This window comes from Renibacterium salmoninarum ATCC 33209 (genome assembly GCF_000018885.1).
Lineage (GTDB): Bacteria > Actinomycetota > Actinomycetes > Actinomycetales > Micrococcaceae > Renibacterium > Renibacterium salmoninarum.
This window is the reverse complement of record NC_010168.1, coordinates 425,344-442,897: the sequence shown is the minus strand read 5'-3', so window position 1 is coordinate 442,897 and position 17,554 is coordinate 425,344. Positions and strand designations below refer to the sequence as shown.

18 protein-coding genes, 1 tRNA gene and 1 pseudogene are annotated in these 17,554 nt (G+C 55.5%); 7 read left to right on the top strand and 13 right to left on the bottom strand.

Annotated features, from left to right (window positions below):
- Positions 1 to 50 precede the first annotated feature (50 nt).
- The 5 genes from pyrH to rpsB form a co-directional block, all read right to left on the bottom strand.
- Complete coding sequence (pyrH, locus tag RSAL33209_RS02230; protein ID WP_012243984.1) at positions 51 to 878, bottom strand: UMP kinase; 828 nt, start codon at positions 876 to 878, stop codon at positions 51 to 53.
- 375 nt (positions 879 to 1,253) lie between these two features.
- The gene (locus RSAL33209_RS15840; RefSeq protein WP_012243983.1) at positions 1,254 to 1,526 is read right to left on the bottom strand and encodes an SRPBCC domain-containing protein; all 273 of its coding nucleotides are present in this window, start codon (positions 1,524 to 1,526) and stop codon (positions 1,254 to 1,256) included.
- A complete protein-coding gene (locus RSAL33209_RS02220; protein ID WP_041684314.1) occupies positions 1,505 to 1,885 on the bottom strand; it encodes an ArsR/SmtB family transcription factor in 381 nt (126 codons plus the stop codon). Before RSAL33209_RS02220 ends, RSAL33209_RS15840 begins: the two co-directional genes overlap by 22 nt.
- 364 nt (positions 1,886 to 2,249) lie before the next feature.
- Positions 2,250 to 3,086 carry a translation elongation factor Ts gene (gene tsf / locus RSAL33209_RS02210; RefSeq protein WP_012243981.1) on the bottom strand — a complete coding sequence of 279 codons (837 nt, stop codon included), beginning with the start codon at positions 3,084 to 3,086 and terminating at the stop codon, positions 2,250 to 2,252.
- Positions 3,087 to 3,170: 84 nt separating this feature from the next.
- Positions 3,171 to 4,055 carry a 30S ribosomal protein S2 gene (gene rpsB, locus RSAL33209_RS02205; RefSeq protein WP_012243980.1) on the bottom strand — a complete coding sequence of 295 codons (885 nt, stop codon included), beginning with the start codon at positions 4,053 to 4,055 and terminating at the stop codon, positions 3,171 to 3,173.
- A 369-nt stretch (positions 4,056 to 4,424) separates the two neighbouring features.
- Here rpsB and RSAL33209_RS02200 point away from each other — a divergent pair, with 369 nt between their 5' ends.
- Positions 4,425 to 4,931, top strand: coding sequence for a M23 family metallopeptidase (locus RSAL33209_RS02200; RefSeq protein WP_012243979.1), 507 nt, complete (start codon positions 4,425 to 4,427; stop codon positions 4,929 to 4,931).
- A gap of 17 nt (positions 4,932 to 4,948) precedes the next feature.
- On the opposite strand, the gene RSAL33209_RS02195 is transcribed toward RSAL33209_RS02200, so the two are convergent.
- The 6 genes from RSAL33209_RS02195 to RSAL33209_RS02170 all read right to left on the bottom strand — a co-directional run bounded on the left by RSAL33209_RS02195 (position 4,949) and on the right by RSAL33209_RS02170 (position 10,225).
- On the bottom strand, positions 4,949 to 6,139 hold the full coding sequence (locus RSAL33209_RS02195) for an acyl-CoA dehydrogenase family protein (RefSeq protein WP_041684311.1): 1,191 nt from the start codon (positions 6,137 to 6,139) through the stop codon (positions 4,949 to 4,951).
- 179 nt (positions 6,140 to 6,318) lie between these two features.
- Positions 6,319 to 6,395 (bottom strand) — tRNA-Ile (locus RSAL33209_RS02190).
- A 60-nt stretch (positions 6,396 to 6,455) separates the two neighbouring features.
- Complete coding sequence (locus RSAL33209_RS02185) at positions 6,456 to 7,676, bottom strand: glycosyltransferase (protein ID WP_012243977.1); 1,221 nt, start codon at positions 7,674 to 7,676, stop codon at positions 6,456 to 6,458.
- 101 nt (positions 7,677 to 7,777) lie between these two features.
- Entirely contained in the window at positions 7,778 to 8,689 is a 912-nt protein-coding gene (locus RSAL33209_RS02180) for a DMT family transporter (RefSeq protein WP_012243976.1), read from the bottom strand.
- The gene (locus RSAL33209_RS02175) at positions 8,686 to 9,354 is read right to left on the bottom strand and encodes a CDP-alcohol phosphatidyltransferase family protein (protein ID WP_041684310.1); all 669 of its coding nucleotides are present in this window, start codon (positions 9,352 to 9,354) and stop codon (positions 8,686 to 8,688) included. The genes RSAL33209_RS02180 and RSAL33209_RS02175 overlap by 4 nt, the downstream gene beginning before the upstream one ends.
- A 97-nt stretch (positions 9,355 to 9,451) precedes the next feature.
- Entirely contained in the window at positions 9,452 to 10,225 is a 774-nt protein-coding gene (locus RSAL33209_RS02170) for a phage holin family protein (RefSeq protein WP_080503858.1), read from the bottom strand.
- Positions 10,226 to 10,371: 146 nt separating this feature from the next.
- On the opposite strand from RSAL33209_RS02170, the pseudogene RSAL33209_RS02165 reads away from it, so the two are divergent.
- The 5 genes and pseudogenes from RSAL33209_RS02165 to RSAL33209_RS02150 form a co-directional block, all read left to right on the top strand.
- Positions 10,372 to 10,641, top strand: a pseudogene (locus RSAL33209_RS02165) (MFS transporter); the annotation flags it as partial.
- Between the two features lie 11 nt (positions 10,642 to 10,652).
- Positions 10,653 to 11,072 carry an integrase core domain-containing protein gene (locus RSAL33209_RS02160; RefSeq protein WP_012243972.1) on the top strand — a complete coding sequence of 140 codons (420 nt, stop codon included), beginning with the start codon at positions 10,653 to 10,655 and terminating at the stop codon, positions 11,070 to 11,072.
- Positions 11,023 to 11,217 (top strand): transporter substrate-binding domain-containing protein, encoded by a 195-nt coding sequence (locus RSAL33209_RS19925; protein WP_080503856.1) that lies wholly within the window; start codon positions 11,023 to 11,025, stop codon positions 11,215 to 11,217. The genes RSAL33209_RS02160 and RSAL33209_RS19925 overlap by 50 nt, the downstream gene beginning before the upstream one ends.
- A gap of 41 nt (positions 11,218 to 11,258) precedes the next feature.
- On the top strand, positions 11,259 to 11,918 hold the full coding sequence (locus RSAL33209_RS02155) for an amino acid ABC transporter permease (protein ID WP_012243970.1): 660 nt from the start codon (positions 11,259 to 11,261) through the stop codon (positions 11,916 to 11,918).
- On the top strand, positions 11,915 to 12,688 hold the full coding sequence (locus RSAL33209_RS02150) for an amino acid ABC transporter ATP-binding protein (RefSeq protein ID WP_012243969.1): 774 nt from the start codon (positions 11,915 to 11,917) through the stop codon (positions 12,686 to 12,688). The genes RSAL33209_RS02155 and RSAL33209_RS02150 overlap by 4 nt, the downstream gene beginning before the upstream one ends.
- 16 nt (positions 12,689 to 12,704) lie before the next feature.
- Here RSAL33209_RS02150 and RSAL33209_RS02145 read toward each other — a convergent pair whose 3' ends face one another.
- On the bottom strand, positions 12,705 to 13,295 hold the full coding sequence (locus RSAL33209_RS02145) for a TetR/AcrR family transcriptional regulator (RefSeq protein WP_012243968.1): 591 nt from the start codon (positions 13,293 to 13,295) through the stop codon (positions 12,705 to 12,707).
- Between the two features lie 82 nt (positions 13,296 to 13,377).
- Between RSAL33209_RS02145 and RSAL33209_RS02140 the strand changes: the two genes are divergently transcribed.
- Entirely contained in the window at positions 13,378 to 14,409 is a 1,032-nt protein-coding gene (locus tag RSAL33209_RS02140) for an aldo/keto reductase (RefSeq protein ID WP_041684307.1), read from the top strand.
- A gap of 38 nt (positions 14,410 to 14,447) precedes the next feature.
- Here the strand turns inward: RSAL33209_RS02140 and RSAL33209_RS02135 are convergent, their stop codons facing one another.
- A complete protein-coding gene (locus RSAL33209_RS02135) occupies positions 14,448 to 17,477 on the bottom strand; it encodes an alpha-mannosidase (protein WP_012243966.1) in 3,030 nt (1,009 codons plus the stop codon).
- Positions 17,478 to 17,554 lie beyond the last annotated feature (77 nt).

Sequence of the window (17,554 nt, the reverse complement as noted above, 5' to 3'; positions counted from 1 at the left end):
GGTCTCTCCTGGTGCTGCAGTTTTTCAAAAGGGATTCTCAAGAGTTCATACTACGGCGTTACCAGGGTTCCCAGGCTCTCTCCGCGGATGGCGCGGCTGACATTGCCTTCGCCTTCCATCCCGAATACCAGCATCTCCAAGTTGTTGTCCTTGCACAGGCTGAATGCGGTCTGGTCCAAAACTCTAATGTCGCGTTGCAAAGCCTCGTTATACGTCAAATGATCGAGCTTCTTTGCACTGGGGTCTTTCTTGGGATCGGCAGTGTAGACGCCGTCGACGCCATTCTTGGCCATCAAAACGATATCGGCGTGTACTTCGAGGGCGCGTTGGGCAGCAACTGTGTCCGTGGAGAAATAAGGCAGGCCGGCTCCGGCACCGAAAATCACCACCCGGCCTTTTTCCAAGTGTCGGATTGCCCGGCGCGGAATGTACGCTTCGGCGACCTGACCCATGGTGATAGCGCTCTGCACGCGAGTCTCAACTCCGGCTTGTTCTAAGAAGTCCTGCAGCGCCAGGCAGTTCATCACGGTGCCGAGCATGCCCATATAGTCTGCACGGGAACGATCCATTCCAGATTGCGAGAGCTCTGCGCCGCGGAAAAAGTTTCCACCACCAACCACAACGGCAACCTCAACGGTGTCCACGGTGGCGGCGATTTGTTCGGCGATTCCGCGTACGGTGGCCGGATTGAGGCCAACCTGGCCGCCGCCGAACACCTCACCAGAGAGCTTCAAAAGCACTCGTCGCTTCGACTTTGCCGGAATGTTCACGGCCGGCCGATGCTCGGGCGCTGCTGCGACGGCTTCGGCTGCGACGGTTTCTGCTACGAGATGAGGAATTGAGGGATTATCGTTGACGAAGTTTGAAGTGCTGTCCATGGGCCATCCCTCGGTATGTCTTACTGCTGGGGGGGGTTCGCAAATGCTTGATCTAGGTTATCGTGCGCGGGCCGCTGGGGGCCAATACAGACGCAGATAACAAACATCCCCGCTCAATCCACCAGCGGCGCCATGAGTAGGGATGCTTAAATCTTACTGTTTGTAGGCAGCTCAGCTCACCAACTCTTCAAGCCTCTCATAAGACTCCCTGAGGCCGGTCTCCATGCCACTTTGCAGCATTTGCTCCCGCACATCATTGGATGGGTAGGTTGAAGTGCTTAAGATCCGGCAGCGATTGTTCCCCAAGTCCTCGGACACCATCGATTCGAGGGAGACTTGGCCGGGGAAGCCCAAGTATTCAAAGGTCTGAATGATTTACTGATCTTCAATTACGGTGTGAAACATCCCTCGGAAGCCGTATTCGGTTCCGTCTTCAGCAATATGCAAGTACGCGTATTTGCCGCCGCTGACGGCTTGCCACTCGCTGATTTTCATTTCCAGCCGACGTGGACCAAGCCATTGAGCAACCATTTCAGGGTCCAAATGGGCGGCAAAAACCCGCTGCACCGAAGCGTAAATCTCACGAACCAGGGTGATGTTCTGTCCCCCAGATTCGGCAACAATCTCTAGTCTGCTCTCCGTAACCATGCTAAATTCTCCTTATCGGATGAAACCCCGTCGATGGGGTCTTTGGCCAAAAGGCCCTCGAGCCGCTGGAATTTTTCTTCGGCCGATGAACTGTAAGCGTTGATCCAATCGGTAAGCTGCGCCAGATTGGCCTTGAGCAAATGACGGGGCCGCCGTTGTGCGTCCTTACCGCTACTGATCAATGAGGCCGCTTCAAGAATCTGCAAGTGCTTTGATATCGCTTGAAGAGAGATCTTAAAAGGTGCGGCTAGCTCCTTGACCGTTGCGTCAGATATTGACAACCGGGCAATGATTTGGCGGCGAACCGGGTCCCCCAAAGCCGCAAAGGCCCGGTCCAGCTGTTCCTCATCAGAGTCCATCATGGTCACCAACCAATCTCACAATCATTATTCGAGTACTCGCTTATCAACTACTAGTTATCAACTATTTAATTGATCAACCAATAGCTTGATAACAAAAATTCAACCACCGACCGGATGCATTGTCAACCAGCTCGTTGAATAAACTTTGTCCCGCCGGGCTGATGGTTTCAGCGGGAAGAACTGAGTATGTCCCGCTGAGGTTGCTACTCAGCGGGACATACTGGCGGAAATGACAGTTCGGCTGAAGCATTTTGGCCATCCAAATTTTGGCCATACAAAAAGGCCCGTGTTGAGGATGTCCCCAACACGGGCCTTTCGGTACTACTGGTGAAACTTAATAAAACTGGTGAAACCTAGCGAATTAGGCTCCGACGCGGAAGCGAGCGAACCCAACAGCCTTGGCACTTGCGGCGTCCAAGACCTGAGCAACACTCTGCTTCTGGTCTTTGGCGAACGGCTGGTCGAGCAGCACGTTCTCCTTGAAGAAGCCAGTCAAACGGCCTTCAACGATCTTAGGCAAAGCAGCTTCAGGCTTGCCTTCAGCACGAGCGGTCTCATCTGCAATACGGCGTTCGCTATCGACCAGATCGGCCGGAACATCTTCGCGGAGCAAGTAGTTCGGCGTGTAAGCAGCAATGTGCACTGCGACGTCGTGCGCCGCGGTGGTAGCCGCTTCGCCTTCGCCGTCAACCGCGAACAGCACGCCAACCTGGGCGGGCAAATCCTTGGAAGTCTTGTGCAAGTAAGCATCGACGACGGCGCCAGTAACGCGTGCCAGGCGGCGGATTGCCACCTTTTCACCCAACAGCGCGCCAGCTTCGATAACGAGCTCGGACAACGGCTTGCCATCAACTTCAGCAGCAAGTAGCGCGTCGACGTCGGCTGCACCAGAAGCAACAGCGGCAGCCAAGGCCTTGTTAGCAAATTCAATGAACGGACCGGACTTGGCCACGAAGTCAGTTTCGCAATTGACCTCAACCATGACGCCAACGCCGTTTTCGACAGTAGCGGCAACCAAGCCTTCTGCGGTCGAGCGGCCTTCACGCTTGGTAGCACCCTTGAGGCCCTTGATGCGGATTAGCTCAAGCGCCTTTTCGGCATTGCCATCCGCCTCGTCCAGGGCCTTCTTCACGTCCATCATGCCAGCGCCAGTGCGCTCGCGGAGTGCCTTGATATCAGCGGCGGTGTAGTTCGCCATGTGAGCTCCTGTTATGTCGTTAATTTGACCCGACTCAAACGTATGGCGCGGCTCGTGACCGCACCATACGTCTTCGTTCGGAAGTTACTTGGTGTCGTCAGCTTCGGTGGTCTTAGCTTCCTCAGCCACGGGAGCTTCAATAGCGGCGTCAGCGACCGGAGCTTCAGCAGCAGCGGTCTCGGCGACCGGAGCTTCGGTGTTGGATGACTCCAGCAATTCGCGCTCCCATTCGGCGAGCGGCTCAGCCGCAGTGCCTTCTGCGGAACCGGTTGCCTTTGCGTTGCGAGCAATCAGGCCCTCTGCAACAGCGTCAGCAATGACCCGAGTAAGCAAGTTAACGGAGCGGATCGCGTCGTCATTGCCCGGGATCGGGAAATCAACTTCGTCCGGATCGCAGTTGGTGTCCAAGATTGCAACAACCGGGATATTGAGCTTCTTGGCCTCGTCAATGGCGAGGTGCTCTTTTTTGGTGTCTACGATCCAGATAGTGGACGGGACCTTGTTCAGGTTCCGGATACCGCCGAGGTTACCTTCGAGCTTGGTCAGCTCACGCTTGAGCAGCAAAAGCTCTTTTTTGGTGTGACCCGAAGAAGCAACGTCTTCGAAGTTGATCTCTTCGAGTTCCTTCATGCGCTGGATTCGCTTAGCTACCGTCTGGAAGTTGGTGAGCATGCCACCGAGCCAGCGGTGGTTAACGTAGGGCTGGCCAACGCGAGTTGACTGCTCAGCAATTGCTTCCTGAGCCTGCTTCTTGGTGCCAACGAACAACACGGTGCCACCATGGGCGACGGTTGCCTTGACGAACTCGTAGGCACGGTCGATGTAAGACAGCGACTGCTGCAAGTCAATGATGTAGATGCCGTTGCGCTCCGTCAAGATGAATCGCTTCATCTTCGGGTTCCAACGACGGGTCTGGTGACCGAAATGTACGCCGCTGTTGAGCAGCTGGCGCATGGTTACGACGGGCATGCCGACGCTCCTTAAGTGTTTGATTATTTACGGTTATGCCTGGTGCCAGATCTGCGCTCTTTCCTTCAAACCTGCTCAAAACAAACTTGCTGGAAGCAAACCTGCTCGAGATACATTCAAAGGACCGAAAGAAGCGCAGCCCTGCCTTTGGACCGTGATTGACTCACGACTAAATGCGAGGGAATTGGACACGCGTAGTCAGCGCATATTACGCGCGCTGCAGTATTTAGTGTACAGCACAGGGGCGACGCACTGGTTCGAGGCGATGCCGTTGAGCACTCCTCCACCACAGCCAGCAGTAAATGCATTTTCCACACATCCACTTACCCTCTCCTTGAGGCGAGCGCAACGACAGCGGACAGTGAAGAGATGCGAAGTTTAAGACCTCTTACAATTTCCCTCGCCGCTATCGTCACCATCATTGGCTTATGCCCGGCATCGATCGCCGCCGACTCAGCTAAGTCGACCAGCTGGCTTTGGCCGCTGACACCTGAGCCCGCGGTAACTAGAGCATTCGATCCACCAGCAAAACCCTGGTTATCAGGCCATCTGGGTGTGGATCTAGCCGCTTTCGAAGGCCAAGAAGTTCGCTCTCCAGCAGCAGGCATCGTGAGCTTTTTGGGCTGGCTGGTAGACCGTAATGTACTCACGATCGATCACGGAAATGGCCTACGAAGCAGCTTTGAGCCAGTCTTGGCAACGGTAAAGCTAGGCGAGCACATCGATCGCGGCCAAATAATTGCGACCGTTCAACCTGGGCACCGGCCGCCCACAGTATCACTGCACTGGGGCGTCCGGCGGGAGGAAAACTATCTCAATCCATTGCTTTTCATCCAGGATCGAAGACCATCGATCCTGCTGCCGCTGAAGAACTGAAGCCTAAGGAACTAAACCTAGACGATCGCGGAGATGCCGGTGATTGCGCGTGCGGTGACCAGCGAGTTGATTTCGTAGGTGCCTTCGTACGAGTAAATCGCCTCGGCATCCGAGAAGATCTTTGCCATCTCATAGTCGGTGACAATGCCATTTCCACCCAAGATGCTGCGGCCGATAGCTACGGACTCACGCATCCGCGCTGAGGTGAATGCTTTGGCCAACGCAGACTGCTCATCTTTGGCTTGACCTAAGTCTTCGAGTTGAGACAAGCGAACCATCATGCCCATCGAGGCGACCGTATTACCTAGAATCTGAACCAGCTGGTCTTGAATGAGCTGAAAAGAAGCCAAGGGACGACCGAACTGAACGCGCTCCACTGCGTAGCGGCGGGCGACGTCGAACGCGGCCATCTGCTGGCCAACCGCCTGCCAGGCAACCGCAAGTCGAGTCACCTTAAGCACCTTATTGGTATCCCGGAAGGAGTTTCCGTGCTCAAGTTTGAAATCATTCGAAATCACGAGGTTTTCTAGCGTGATGTCTGCGTTCTGCACAGAACGCAGCGAGATCTTGTTCTCAATTTTGGTGGCTTTGTAGCCTGGGGTCGCGGTGTCCACCATGAACGCCTTGACCTGGTTGTCATCCACATCGCGGGCGTAAATGACAACCCAATCAGAGAATGTTGCGTTACCGATCCAGCGCTTAGCACCGTTGAGAACCCAATTATCACCTTCGCGCTTGGCAGTAGTTCTGGTGCCCCCAGCAACATAAGAACCGCCCAACGGTTCTGTTAGCCCGAATGCGCCGATCTTTTTCATCGAATAGATGTCCGGGAGCCAGAGGGCCTTCTGCTCTTCGGAAGCCAATAATTCTACGGACCCTGTAAACAAGCCGTCGTGCACACCCATAAAAGTGGCGATCGAGGTGTCGGCACGAGTGAACTCGGCGTGGAGGATTCCGGCGAAAAGGCTGCTGTATCCCTGTCGACGAACCGGGCTCATCACATCGAGCTCGCTGATCTTCGGAATCAAATCCATCGGGAATTCGGTACGATTCCAGTGATCAATAGCGATTGGCTTGACCTCTTTGGCCAAGAAGTCCCGCACTTCTTGTAACTTTTCCCGCTCCGCGTCGGAGAGCAGCTGCTCAAACGAGTAGAAGTCGCCGTCGGCGTAGGGCAGATTGTTAACATCAACAGCGATCTTGGACATCGTCATCCTTCAGAGAGAGCTCGGCACGAGAAACATGTTACTCATCAGTAACTTACCGTATTCACTTCAATCCGTAAAGCATCTCACTTCTGAGCTAACGCCCCGAAAGAAGGCATCAAAAAGCCGCAGGTCGGAAGTATTGAATATCTCGATTCGTGCTTCCGACCTGCGGCTTTTCTTGGTAGGGCTGCAGGGACTTGAACCCTGGACCAAAGGATTATGAGTCCTCTGCTCTAACCAGCTGAGCTACAGCCCCGTGTGGTTTCTACAGACCTTCCTGCAAAAACCCGACCTTGCTATCTTAGAGGATTCTGGCTCAATGACCGATCCGGCTTGCAATGTCTTCATAGCTAGCGCTGTAGTAGAGATCCTCGAAGATCTCCAGCGTGGTAGCTAAGCTATGCCGCTCGGCTACCGCTTTGCTCGCTGCACCCATCGCTTCGCTCTCAGCTTTCGGAAGTTCCAGAATCGCGCGAATCTTGGCAGCAAGATCGTCGCTGTCGCCTGGACGGAACAGAAAGCCATTTTTCTCGCCGTCGATCAAGTGCGGCAAAGCCATCGCATCGGCCAAAACCAATGGCGTGGAGGCGCTTGCTGCCTCCAAGGAAACCAAAGACTGCAATTCTGCGGTTCCGGGCATCGCGAAGACCGAAGCCCGAATATACGCTTCACGAAGTTCCTCATCGGAAATCAAGCCAAGAAATTGAACCCGGTCGCTTAGCCCAAGTTTGGCGACAAGTTCCTCAAGTGCCGGCCGCACCTCTCCGCCACCAACGATTTCCAAATGAGCGTTGAGATCTGCCGGTAACTTCCCTATTGCCCTGATCAGAACGTCAACGTGCTTTTCCTCGGCCAAACGCCCAGCGAAAAGCACCGTCCGGTAGTCAGGGGGGGAGATCTCTTCGCCAGCCTTGAGCACATAAGCGGCTGAATCAATACCATTAGAGACCGGAAGAACTTTGTCCAATTTCGCAAGCTCGCGCATCGCGTCTGCGGCCAGCTGGGTCGGCGTGGTAACAACCGCGCCTTTGCCCATAATCTTGCCCATGTCTCGCCAAGAATTTCGCGCCACGATTTTCAAGAACCATTCTGGGAATGGCAGGAACGGGTTGAGGTTCTCCGGCATAAAGTGGTTGGTAGAAATTACCCGTATACCGCGCCGAACGCACTCTTCCATGGTCGCCTTACCAATCATGTAGTGACACTGAATGTGCACTACATCTGGCTTGATCCGATCAAAAAGCTGGGAAATCTCCCGCTTGATCTCCCACGGAAAGCAAATCCGGAAATCTGGGTTAGTAAACATCGCGTGTGAGCGTAGCCGGTGCACTTGGGCTTCGCTGCGAACCTCGGTGTAACTGGCACCAGCTACTGGCTGAGGGGCCAGCACATGCATTGCATGTCCACGCGCGCCCATCCCCTTCGCCAACCGGTAACAGAACTGAGCAGCGCCGTTCATCGTCGGCGGATAGGTCTCGGCAGCTATCAAAATTACTAGAGGCTTGCGTGGCTCGGCGTCTTCACGAGTCGGGGTCACAGTAGTCCAATCTTGAAAAGCTCAGTGCTTGGTTTACCTAGGGTCCTTCTTGCCTGCGCGGCGAGACGGCAAACGTCTTTCGGCAGGATCGCCGTCATACGTTACTTGCGCTGCGACCGTTTAGCCGCTTCTCTCGCATCCCGTTTGCGTTTGACCACATCTGGATGATGACGCGAAAGAGCAATGACTCCCACGATAGCAAGCAAAGCGGCCACACCCATGGCAATCGCCACCACGGCAGGCACATTCGGTCGAAGTTCATTCAAAATGATGATTCCGATGGCGATGCCCACCAAAGGATCCACCACGGTAAGGCCAGCAATCGCCAAGTCCGGCGGACCAGAGGCATACGCGCTCTGGACAAACCACGAGCCAAGTCCGCCAGCTGCCGCAATAGCAATAATCGAATACCACTGGATATTGAGGAGGAAAAGGCCATTGGGGTCTAAAAGCTGTTTTGAAATTATTCGAGTCAGCACCGCGACAAAGCCGAAAAGCACGCCCGCGCCAATGATGTAGAAAAACGCTTTCAACCGGCGCCGCCATAACAGCACCGCACCACCAAAGATCACCACAACGAGCACCAGAAGCAGCGCAACCGCCAGTTCTTCCGTTTCACTTACGTGGGTGTTTTCGGCGACCACATTGACCGCGAGCAAGACAAAGATTGCGCTGCCCGCGACGCAGGAGCTAATCGCGACAATCGTGGCACGGTTGAGCCGGATCCCCTGGTCTCTGGAGTTCACCACCGTGGTGATCACCAAGGCAATAGCGCCGATCGGCTGGATTACGGTCAGGTTTCCCATACTTAGCGCAACTACGTTGAGCACCATGCCTGCACCAAGCAACAGGAGGCCAAAGACCCATCGAGGATTGCGCAGCAGACGCATGAAACCATTGCCGCCGAGCGCTAGACCGCCAGTGTTTGTTTGAACCGCACTACCTTGGCGCTGCGCTCCGAAAGCCAGAAAGAACGCCCCAGCAACCGCACAGGCGACAGCGAGCCACATCATCGGGTTTCGCCGTCCGGCTTATCCATGGCCTCCGGAGTCATGGCCTCTGGCACCTCGAGTGGAAAGTGTAACTCGCGATGCTTCCGGACGATGGCCCAGAAATAGTTATATGCCGCAATCAGGTGGCCGATGATGCCCAGCACCAAAAATGTCCAGGCGATGTAGGTCAAAGCATTCGGCTCATCCCCAAGTGCTTTGGCGAGCAACAGCATCGGAGTGCCCAATAGCAGCGCAGCCGTGCGAAGTTTGCCAATGATGCTCACCGGCAAATCTGGATGCCAGCGGAAGAAAAGAAGTGAGGTAGTAGTCAGCACGGCGTCCGGGATGACCATGATGGCAAGCAACCACCACGGGGCAACTTCCGCAATCACCAAAGTGATGGCAACCGTAATTAAGGCAATTCGATCTGCGACGGGATCTAGAATTCGGCCAAGTTTGGACGTCTGATCGAACCGACGCGCAATGTAACCATCAACCCAATCAGTGCTACCCATCACCGCCAGTACCAGTACGCCCCAGCCGTATTCCTCTTTGGCTAGTACCAACCAGACAAACAGCGGCACACCGAGAAAGCGGACCACAGTTAGCAGGTTCGGAATCGTGAAAATGCGGTCATGGTCCACGATCGGCTGCCCAGGGCGTGAGCCAGCGCCGATCAGTCTCATGCACGCCCCTTTCCTCACATCCGTCGCGACCGAATTGTCGCTTACACCTGTTTACCCTTGGAAACCCTTATCCGGAGTTTCCCGGGCGGTATGCAGCCTACCTTTTGATCAACTTTCGCAGTAGAACGAAGAAAGTGGTGGTGGACACGGCAGCAATACTCCACGGTACCCAACGATCTCGGGCTTTGCCGACCACCGAATCCGGATCGTCAAGAAGTATCTTTGCCTGCTTTTTGACGTCAGCCTGCTCAATGAGACCTTCACGAACCCGCAAGAGATGCTCACGACGAGCAGCAATCCTGGTTCGCAGCTCAGCTTCAGAGGGCACTGGATCGGCCTCCGCCGCCTTAGCTTCCCGCTCAGCCTTAGCTTCAGCTGCCTTCGCTTCTTTCTCCGCTTTGAGCTGTTCTTTTTCTTCTTTACTCAGTTCTGGTTTTAGCAAGGTCTGCGGATCAAAGCCAGCACCTTGACGCAAGATTCCGACGTCGTGCTTGAGTCCGCGTATTGCCTCCTCAGGCAATACCGGAAAGGCTTTTTTGACTTTCTTGAGGCCCAAAAGTACTGCTATAGCGATCAGAAGGATAAAGAAAGCGGCCACAATCAGCGCCGCGAGCCAAGCTGGCAATACGGTGGCCAAGCCCATAATTGCCGCAACCACTAGGGCAATCACCAGCAACCCAAGTACCACTAGCGCAACGGCAAAGAGTGCTGCTCCGAAGCCCAGTAATCGGGCTTTGCCCTTAAGTTCTTCTTTGGCAAGACTAAATTCGTCGTTTAGCTGTCGCGGTGCAAGGCGAAATAGCGTCCGGGCATTGCCGAGCAAGGAATCATCGTTGGACGTACCCGGGGCACTGGGTCGTGGACTGCTCATCGGTACTGCCTCCATGGCTGTGGCCTGTCTATTCGTCAAAATTACCATTCGACCGTCAAACTGTATTCCGCAGATGAACACTTACGATGGGTAGAGAAGCTCGTCAGCTGTGTCTGAAGTGTTTGAATTCGTCGAAGGAACCCCACCTGAGCACCCTGACGCATCCCGGTGATGCCCTGAGTAAACGCCAGAAACTTGTCTATATCGTGATCTTAGGCCTGCTGACTGCCTTGGCCCCTTTCACCCTCGATCTTTACCTGACGGCTTTCCCTATTTTGCAGGAAGATTTGCACGTCAGTGCTGCAGCTATCCAACTTACGCTCACCGCAACCACCATAGGCTTCGCCGCAGGCCAGCTAATTGTTGGCCCCCTCAGTGACAAGGCTGGTCGTCGACTACCGCTCATCATCGCGACTGAATCGCCCTGGTGAGCACAGCACTCAGGATGGGCTTATGGCAGCGGACACGCACCAGGCATCCGGTCGCAGAAGGGCTGATCCATCATTCCGCCGCCGGGTCCCAGTACACTTCCTTGCATTTCGGGGAAACCCTGACTCTGGAGGGCATCGCAGCATCAATCGGCTCTGTCGGGGACGCCTACGATAACGCCTTGGCCGAGTCCACCATCGGCCTGTTCAAGACTGAAGCCGTCCGAGAAGATTCTCCCTTCCGCAACGGGCCGTTGAAAACCATCGATGAGGTTGAATGGGCCAGCTTGGCCTGGATCGATTGGTACAACAACGACCGCCTACACACCAGCATCGGAGACATCCCACCGACAGAACACGAAGTAGCGTATTACGCTAAAGAAACCATCCCGGCCCAACCGGTGCAGGGACTCGCATAAAAGCGGCAAGAAACCGGTAACGGTTCAACCTAAGGGCGCCAGTGCGCTGACCGAAGCCATCAATAAGGCGTTGTCGGAGCTATCGGCAGATGGATCACTCAGCAAGATTTCTGAGAAGTACTTCGTCACTGACGTTTCCAAATAGTGCCTATGCCACAACGGACTACACCCGAGTTAGGCTGAACCATGAATTGGGACCTCATTTGGAGTTCTCTCGGCCCAATATTGCTTGGCGCCGTGACCGCGACCATCCCGTTGGCGCTAGCTTCCTTCGCGATCGGTCTGGTGCTGGCTCTCGCGGTGGCCTTATTACGAATCAGCCGCAATCTGGTCCTTGCCGGCATCGGCCGTTTTTACATCTCGGTGATCCGTGGCACGCCGCTGCTGGTTCAACTGTTTGTGATCTTCTACGGTTTGCCAAGCATCGGGGTGAAGCTTGACCCTTGGCCGAGCGCGATCATTGCACTTTCGCTCAACGTGGGTGGCTATGCTGCCGAGGTGATTCGGGCCGCAATCCTATCCGTGCCAAAGGGTCAGTGGGAAGCGGGTCATATGATCGGCATGTCTCGCGGCCAATCGCTGTTCCGGATTATCTTGCCGCAGGCCGCGCGAGTCTCGTTGCCACCACTTTCCAATACTTTCATTTCGCTCATCAAAGACACTTCGCTCGCTTCTTTGATCTTGGTGACCGAACTGTTCAAGGAATCACAGAAAATTGCCGCGGTGAGCCGAGATTTCATGGTGCTCTATCTTGAGGCTGCTTTGGTTTACTGGGTGATTTGCCTGGTCTTATCCACCATCCAATCGCAACTTGCAAAGAGGTTGGATCGCTATGTCGCCCATTGAACTGCCCAAAGCAGTCAAAGAACGAAGTACTCGCCGTCGCTGGGTTACGCAAAGCATTTGGCTCAAATGAGGTGCTCAAGGGAATTGACCTGAGCATAAAACTTGGCTCCGTTGTTGCACTGATCGGCCCCTCAGGCTCTGGCAAAACTACGGTCCTGCGATCGCTGAATGGCTTGGAAACCCCGGACGGAGGCACGGTGAGAATCGGCGACGTTTCGGTCGATTTTTCCGCTCCGGTCACCAAACGCCAGACCGCCGCATTACGGGATCGTTCTGCGATGGTATTTCAGCACTACAACCTCTTCCCACACAAAACGGTGTTGCAGAACATTATCGAAGGCCCTGTCCAGGTGCAGAAGCGCCCGCGGGCCGAAGCCATCGCCGAGGCCGAATCGCTCTTAGCCCGGGTTGGCCTCTCGGAGAAAAGGGATGCGTATCCGTTTGAGCTCTCCGGCGGCCAGCAACAGCGTGTGGGCATTGTCCGAGCTTTGGCGCTCAAACCACAGCTGCTGCTCTTTGACGAGCCAACTTCTGCTTTGGACCCCGAATTAGTTGGCGACGTCCTCACCGTAATCCAGGAATTGGCCAGTGAGGGTTGGACGATGGTTCTCGTGACCCACGAACTAGCCTTCGCCCGAAAAACAGCCGATGAAGTGGTGTTTATGGACGGCGGCGTAGTAGTGGAACGCGGATCAGCGTCCGAGGTGCTGACGGATCCGCAAGAACCCAGAACCCGGCAGTTCCTGCAACGAGTTCTGCGCAACAACTAGTTGCGGCGCAATGCGTTCAACTAACAAAAATCCCTGCTTTCGCGGCTGCATAGGCTGCTGCGGAGGCTCGTAATGCCAGCTCCTCGGTAAGAGGCTCGGTTGTGGTAATTATCGAGTAGTACAACGGTGCCGAGACAGCACTAATCACCGCAGTCGAATCGGTGCCGGCACTGATCTCACCCCGGGCTTTTGCCGCCTCAACACATGGTGCCCACTCATCAATCCGTGTGCGGTAAAACGCACCTAAGGCCTCCTTTGTGACTGGATCGTAGATTCCTGCCGCAATCAATGCTTCGAACAGCCGACCTTGCCTCACATCGCTCAGAGTGCGAAAAACCAACATTGCGCTCGCGTTCAGATCTCCTGCCAAAGATCCGGTCTCAACCCGTGGCAATGACGATTCAGCCATCTCAATCAGCAAATCTGCGATAACCGCTGGCACGGTGCCCCACCGTCGATACACCGTGGTTTTCCCGACGCCAGCGCGCAAGGCAAGTTCGCCCAGGTTGAGTCCATCGATTCCTGATTCAGCCAGCACATCTCCTGCTGCTTTCAACACGGATGTGCGCACTCTCGACGTTCGCCCACCGGGCCTCTTTCCGCTCATTGAATGATCCTAACGGTATTGCAATCCCCTTTAGTTCATGCTTTGCTTACCTAACGGAACGATTTACCCATTAAGGAGCACAATGGAATATCACCAGCTAGGCAATTCCGGCCTCAGAGTCTCCGAACTCGGCTTCGGTGCCGGCACATTTGGCGGCATCGGTGATCTATTCAGTGCCTGGGGCGCGAATGACGTCGCCCAGGCGCGCGAAATCGTCGATATCTGCCTCGATGCAGGCGTCGACCTCTTCGACAGCGCGGATGTCTACTCCGATGGTGCTTCGGAGGAGATCCTAGGCCAAGCAATCAAGGGGCGGCGCGACAAGCTACTTATTGCTACCAAAGCAGCTTTACCTACCGGGAACGGTGCACTGGACTGGGGAACGTCCCGCCGTCGACTCATTGCCTCGGTAGACGCGGCACTGGGCCGCCTGGGCACAGATTACATCGACCTATTCCAGCTGCACGGATACGACGCATCGACTCCCACTGAGGAAACCATCTCCGCGTTGAATCGGCTCATTGACGCGGGAAAAATCCGTTATATCGGCGTCTCTAATTACCCCAGTTGGCAATTGATGAAGTCACTCGACTCCGCTGAACAGCATGGTTGGGACCGATACGTCTCGCACCAGGTCTACTACTCTCTGGTTGGCCGAGACTATGAATGGGACCTCATGCCACTGGCAGCTTCCGAAGGCGTCGGAGCCATCGTTTGGAGCCCTCTCGGTTGGGGACGGCTAACCGGCAAGATTCGCCGTGATACTCCAGTACCAAGCGACAGTCGGCTACCGGCCACCGCTAAATTTGGCCCGCCGGTGAACCAAGACATTTTATTCAACACAGTTGATGTGCTCTTGGAAATCGCCGCTGAAACCGGTAAGTCGGTGCCTCAAATTGCCTTGAACTGGATACTCGGCAAACCAACAATTTCCTCGGTGCTGATTGGCGCCAGAAACGCCAATCAGCTACGAGATAACCTTGGCGCCACTGGCTGGCGCTTAGCGGCTGATCAGGTTGAGCGCCTCAACGCGATCAGCGCAACAAATCCGCCGTATCCACAGTTTGCCTATCATAAGCAAGAGGGTTTCCGTACGCTTAATCCGCCCCTGTAGCCCAATCGATCGCCTGCCGATCGAGCGGTCGAAGTAAATTAGCGTTCGAAGCGCAGCGTCACCAGCTGGAATGGTCGCAAGGTGAGTTCTGCCGAGTCTTCGCCAAGCACAACACCAGTTGGCACCTCGATCGACTCTTCCAACAAGTCGGTCATCAAGACGGACTTCACCGGGAAATTCGCCCGAATCAGACCAGTGGAGAGCTCGCCAAGGGCTTCGTAAAGTCGCACGATTACGTCACCAGAACCGTCCTCGGCCAGTTTCACCGCTTCAATGGTTAGGGCCGCGTTGAACACGGAGAAAAGCCCCTCGACCGGTTCTGCGCCTTGCACAACTCGCGGAGCCAAATTCGTTCGGTACCCCTCTTCGACGGCATCGGCAATCGACGCCCCGGGCCGGATCGACACAACCAACTCGTGCTCGCCGCGATCTGCGGTCGGGTCCGGAAACTTTGGCGCTCGCAAAAGCGAGAGCCGCGCAGCCGTCGTCGTGCCGCCGTCGGAATCCCGCACTTTCCGGGTCACGTCGTGCCCATATGTCGAGCCGTTGGCCAGCGCAACACCGTACCCCGGTTCCGCCACATGAATCCAACGATGTGCACAAATTTCAAACTTGGCGGTCTCCCAAGAGGTGTTTGTATGCGTGGGCCGGAAGATATGGCCAAACTGCGTTTCGGATGCACTCCGGTCGGCTCGGACATCAAGGTCAAACCCGAGCTTGAGCAGCTTCTCGCTCTCTTGCCAGTCAATCTGATTCGTGATGGTTAGCGACGGCGAATCCGCGGCCAGAATAATTCGTTGGGTGAGCGGGGAGGAACCAACCAGACGTTCAATCACCACGACGGCGTCCCAGCCGCCGCTCTCCAACGTGACCGATCGCGCCTCGGTACATTCGGTAACATTGCGTCGATAAAACTCGTCAATGTCCCACCCATCCCAGGCGTTTGGCGTATCCCGATGCAGCTCGAGCTTATTACCCTTGCCTCCTGGTGCGATCGCTTCCCGTCCGGTTGCGAAGTCCATCAGCGAGCTGATCTGGCCGTTTCTGTCGATCACAGCGCGGATGATGCCGTTATCTAACACATAACCGCCATCAAGCTCGGTGACCTGCACCGGAGATTCACCGCGCACCGGAGCTGCAGCCGCGAGCGCGGGCACGCCCGAGCGTTCGTGGGGAGCCGCATTGAAGGAGAAATCGACGTTGCCCTCCCCTACTAAGGTTTGCAGCGAACTGGCGATAATTTCTTCCAAGGCAACCGAAATTGCCGCGTAGTTGCGCTCAGCATCTTGATGCACCCAAGCAATGGAGCTCCCCGGCAAAATGTCGTGGAACTGCTGCAAAAGCACCAACCGCCAAAGCCGTTTGAGCTCTGCAGCTGGATACTCGGCACCGGTCCGAACAGTGGCGGTCGCCGCCCATAGTTCGGCCTCTCGGAGTAAATGCTCGCTACGTCGGTTGCCTTTTTTAGTGTTGGCCTGGCTCGTGTAGGTGCCACGGTGCAATTCGAGGTACATCTCGCCTAGCCACACGGGCGGTGCGGGATACTCAGCTTGAGCTTGTTCGAAGAAGCCCTTCGCAGCACCTATCCGGACTGCCGGCGAGCCTTCCAAATCTGCGGTGCGTTGAGCTGCCGCGATCATTTCGCGGGTTGGTCCGCCGCCACCATCGCCCCAACCGAACGGGACCAGTGAGACGTTGCTGCGTCCCTTTTCCCGGTAGTTGCTCTGCGCATGCGCCAACTCACGGCCGCTGAGCTCGCTATTGTAAGTATCTACCGGCGGGAAGTGCGTGAAGACTCGAGTGCCATCGATGCCTTCCCACTGAAAAGTGTGGTGCGGCATGATGTTGATTTGATTCCAGGAAATCTTTTGCGTCAGGAACCAGTCGATTCCTGCTGCTCGGACGATCTGCGGTAGCGCACCCGAATAGCCGAAGGAGTCTGGCAACCAGGCTTCTTTACAGTCCACGTCGAATTCTTGGCGGAAGAAGCTCTTACCTTCGATGAATTGCCGAGCCATTGCCTCGGAGCCTGGCATATTAGTGTCTGACTCAACCCACATGCCACCGACTGGTACGAACTGCCGCGCGGCAACTTTGACTTTGATCCGTTCGAACAGCTCTGGATAGAAATCCTTGATCCACTGCAACTGTTGTGCCGAAGAACAGGAAAAGACGAACTCTGGGTGCTCATCCATGAGTGCTACGACATTGGAGAATGTACGAGCGCATTTGCGGATGGTTTCGCGGACCGGCCAGAGCCAAGCCGAGTCGATATGGGCATGCCCGGTTGCCACAATCTGATGCGCCGAAGCATAAGCAGGCTGCGCCAACACCTTGGCCAGCGCCGCCCGGCCCGCCGCGGCAGTGCCGGCGACGTCGTCGGGATCAAGCACATCCAACATATTTTCTAGTGCACGCAAGATTTCATACCGGCGCGGCAACTCGGTGGGCAGCTCATGCATCAAGCCACTCAGCGTCCAAATGTCTTGGCTGAGCTCCCAAACTTGCTCATCCAGCTCGGCGAGCGAGATTCGCCCGATTCGGTAGCGTAGCTCGTCCCCGGAGGTCGCTTTGTCGCCAAGCGAAGTTGGGCTGAACGTCCAGTCCCCAGCCACATTGGGGTTCGCAGCAGCTTCAACATAAAAATCGATGTTTTCGCCCGGGCTAACGCCCAGAAGTCCGAGGGGAACGTATTTGTTTCGCGGCGAGAGCGCTTTGGCAATGCTGCCGTCCGGGCGCCAGGCAATACCTTCGCACTGGAAACCTGGCATGTCATTGTTGTAGCCAAGTTCGACGGCGACCTCAGCCTTTAGCCCCGCGCCACCGAAGTCTTCAGGCACCTCGCCGGTGATTCGAAGCCATTTAGTACTCCAAGCGGCACCCCAGGCATCACCGTCGTTGACCGGACTGAATATTTGGCCAACCGCTTCATCGAAGGGAACTGGCTCATTCGGAACATCCCAGCCCGTCACCGTCAGCGGCACTGAACGACGATATAGCGCCGGGGTGAGTCGTTCACGGACAAATCGATCCAGACGTACTTCGGTCAGTCGACGATCGTCGTGCACAAGTGCTCCTTGGATATACAGGGTTTTAACAGGTTTGTCAGGAGTTTTGACTTAAAGAGTCTAGTCGGGCCAACGAC

What these genes read in the sequence shown, in the direction of transcription:
- pyrH (WP_012243984.1), bottom strand. Translation starts at nt 878, where the DNA reads ATGGACAGCACTTCAAACTTCGTCAACGATAATCCCTCAATTCCTCAT.
- RSAL33209_RS15840 (WP_012243983.1), bottom strand. Translation starts at nt 1,526, where the DNA reads ATGGTTACGGAGAGCAGACTAGAGATTGTTGCCGAATCTGGGGGACAG.
- RSAL33209_RS02220 (WP_041684314.1), bottom strand. Translation starts at nt 1,885, where the DNA reads ATGGACTCTGATGAGGAACAGCTGGACCGGGCCTTTGCGGCTTTGGGG.
- tsf (WP_012243981.1), bottom strand. Translation starts at nt 3,086, where the DNA reads ATGGCGAACTACACCGCCGCTGATATCAAGGCACTCCGCGAGCGCACT.
- rpsB (WP_012243980.1), bottom strand. Translation starts at nt 4,055, where the DNA reads ATGCCCGTCGTAACCATGCGCCAGCTGCTCAACAGCGGCGTACATTTC.
- RSAL33209_RS02200 (WP_012243979.1), top strand. Translation starts at nt 4,425, where the DNA reads ATGCGAAGTTTAAGACCTCTTACAATTTCCCTCGCCGCTATCGTCACC.
- RSAL33209_RS02195 (WP_041684311.1), bottom strand. Translation starts at nt 6,139, where the DNA reads ATGTCCAAGATCGCTGTTGATGTTAACAATCTGCCCTACGCCGACGGC.
- RSAL33209_RS02180 (WP_012243976.1), bottom strand. Translation starts at nt 8,689, where the DNA reads ATGATGTGGCTCGCTGTCGCCTGTGCGGTTGCTGGGGCGTTCTTTCTG.
- RSAL33209_RS02175 (WP_041684310.1), bottom strand. Translation starts at nt 9,354, where the DNA reads ATGAGACTGATCGGCGCTGGCTCACGCCCTGGGCAGCCGATCGTGGAC.
- RSAL33209_RS02170 (WP_080503858.1), bottom strand. Translation starts at nt 10,225, where the DNA reads ATGAGCAGTCCACGACCCAGTGCCCCGGGTACGTCCAACGATGATTCC.
- RSAL33209_RS02155 (WP_012243970.1), top strand. Translation starts at nt 11,259, where the DNA reads ATGAATTGGGACCTCATTTGGAGTTCTCTCGGCCCAATATTGCTTGGC.
- RSAL33209_RS02145 (WP_012243968.1), bottom strand. Translation starts at nt 13,295, where the DNA reads ATGAGCGGAAAGAGGCCCGGTGGGCGAACGTCGAGAGTGCGCACATCC.
- RSAL33209_RS02140 (WP_041684307.1), top strand. Translation starts at nt 13,378, where the DNA reads ATGGAATATCACCAGCTAGGCAATTCCGGCCTCAGAGTCTCCGAACTC.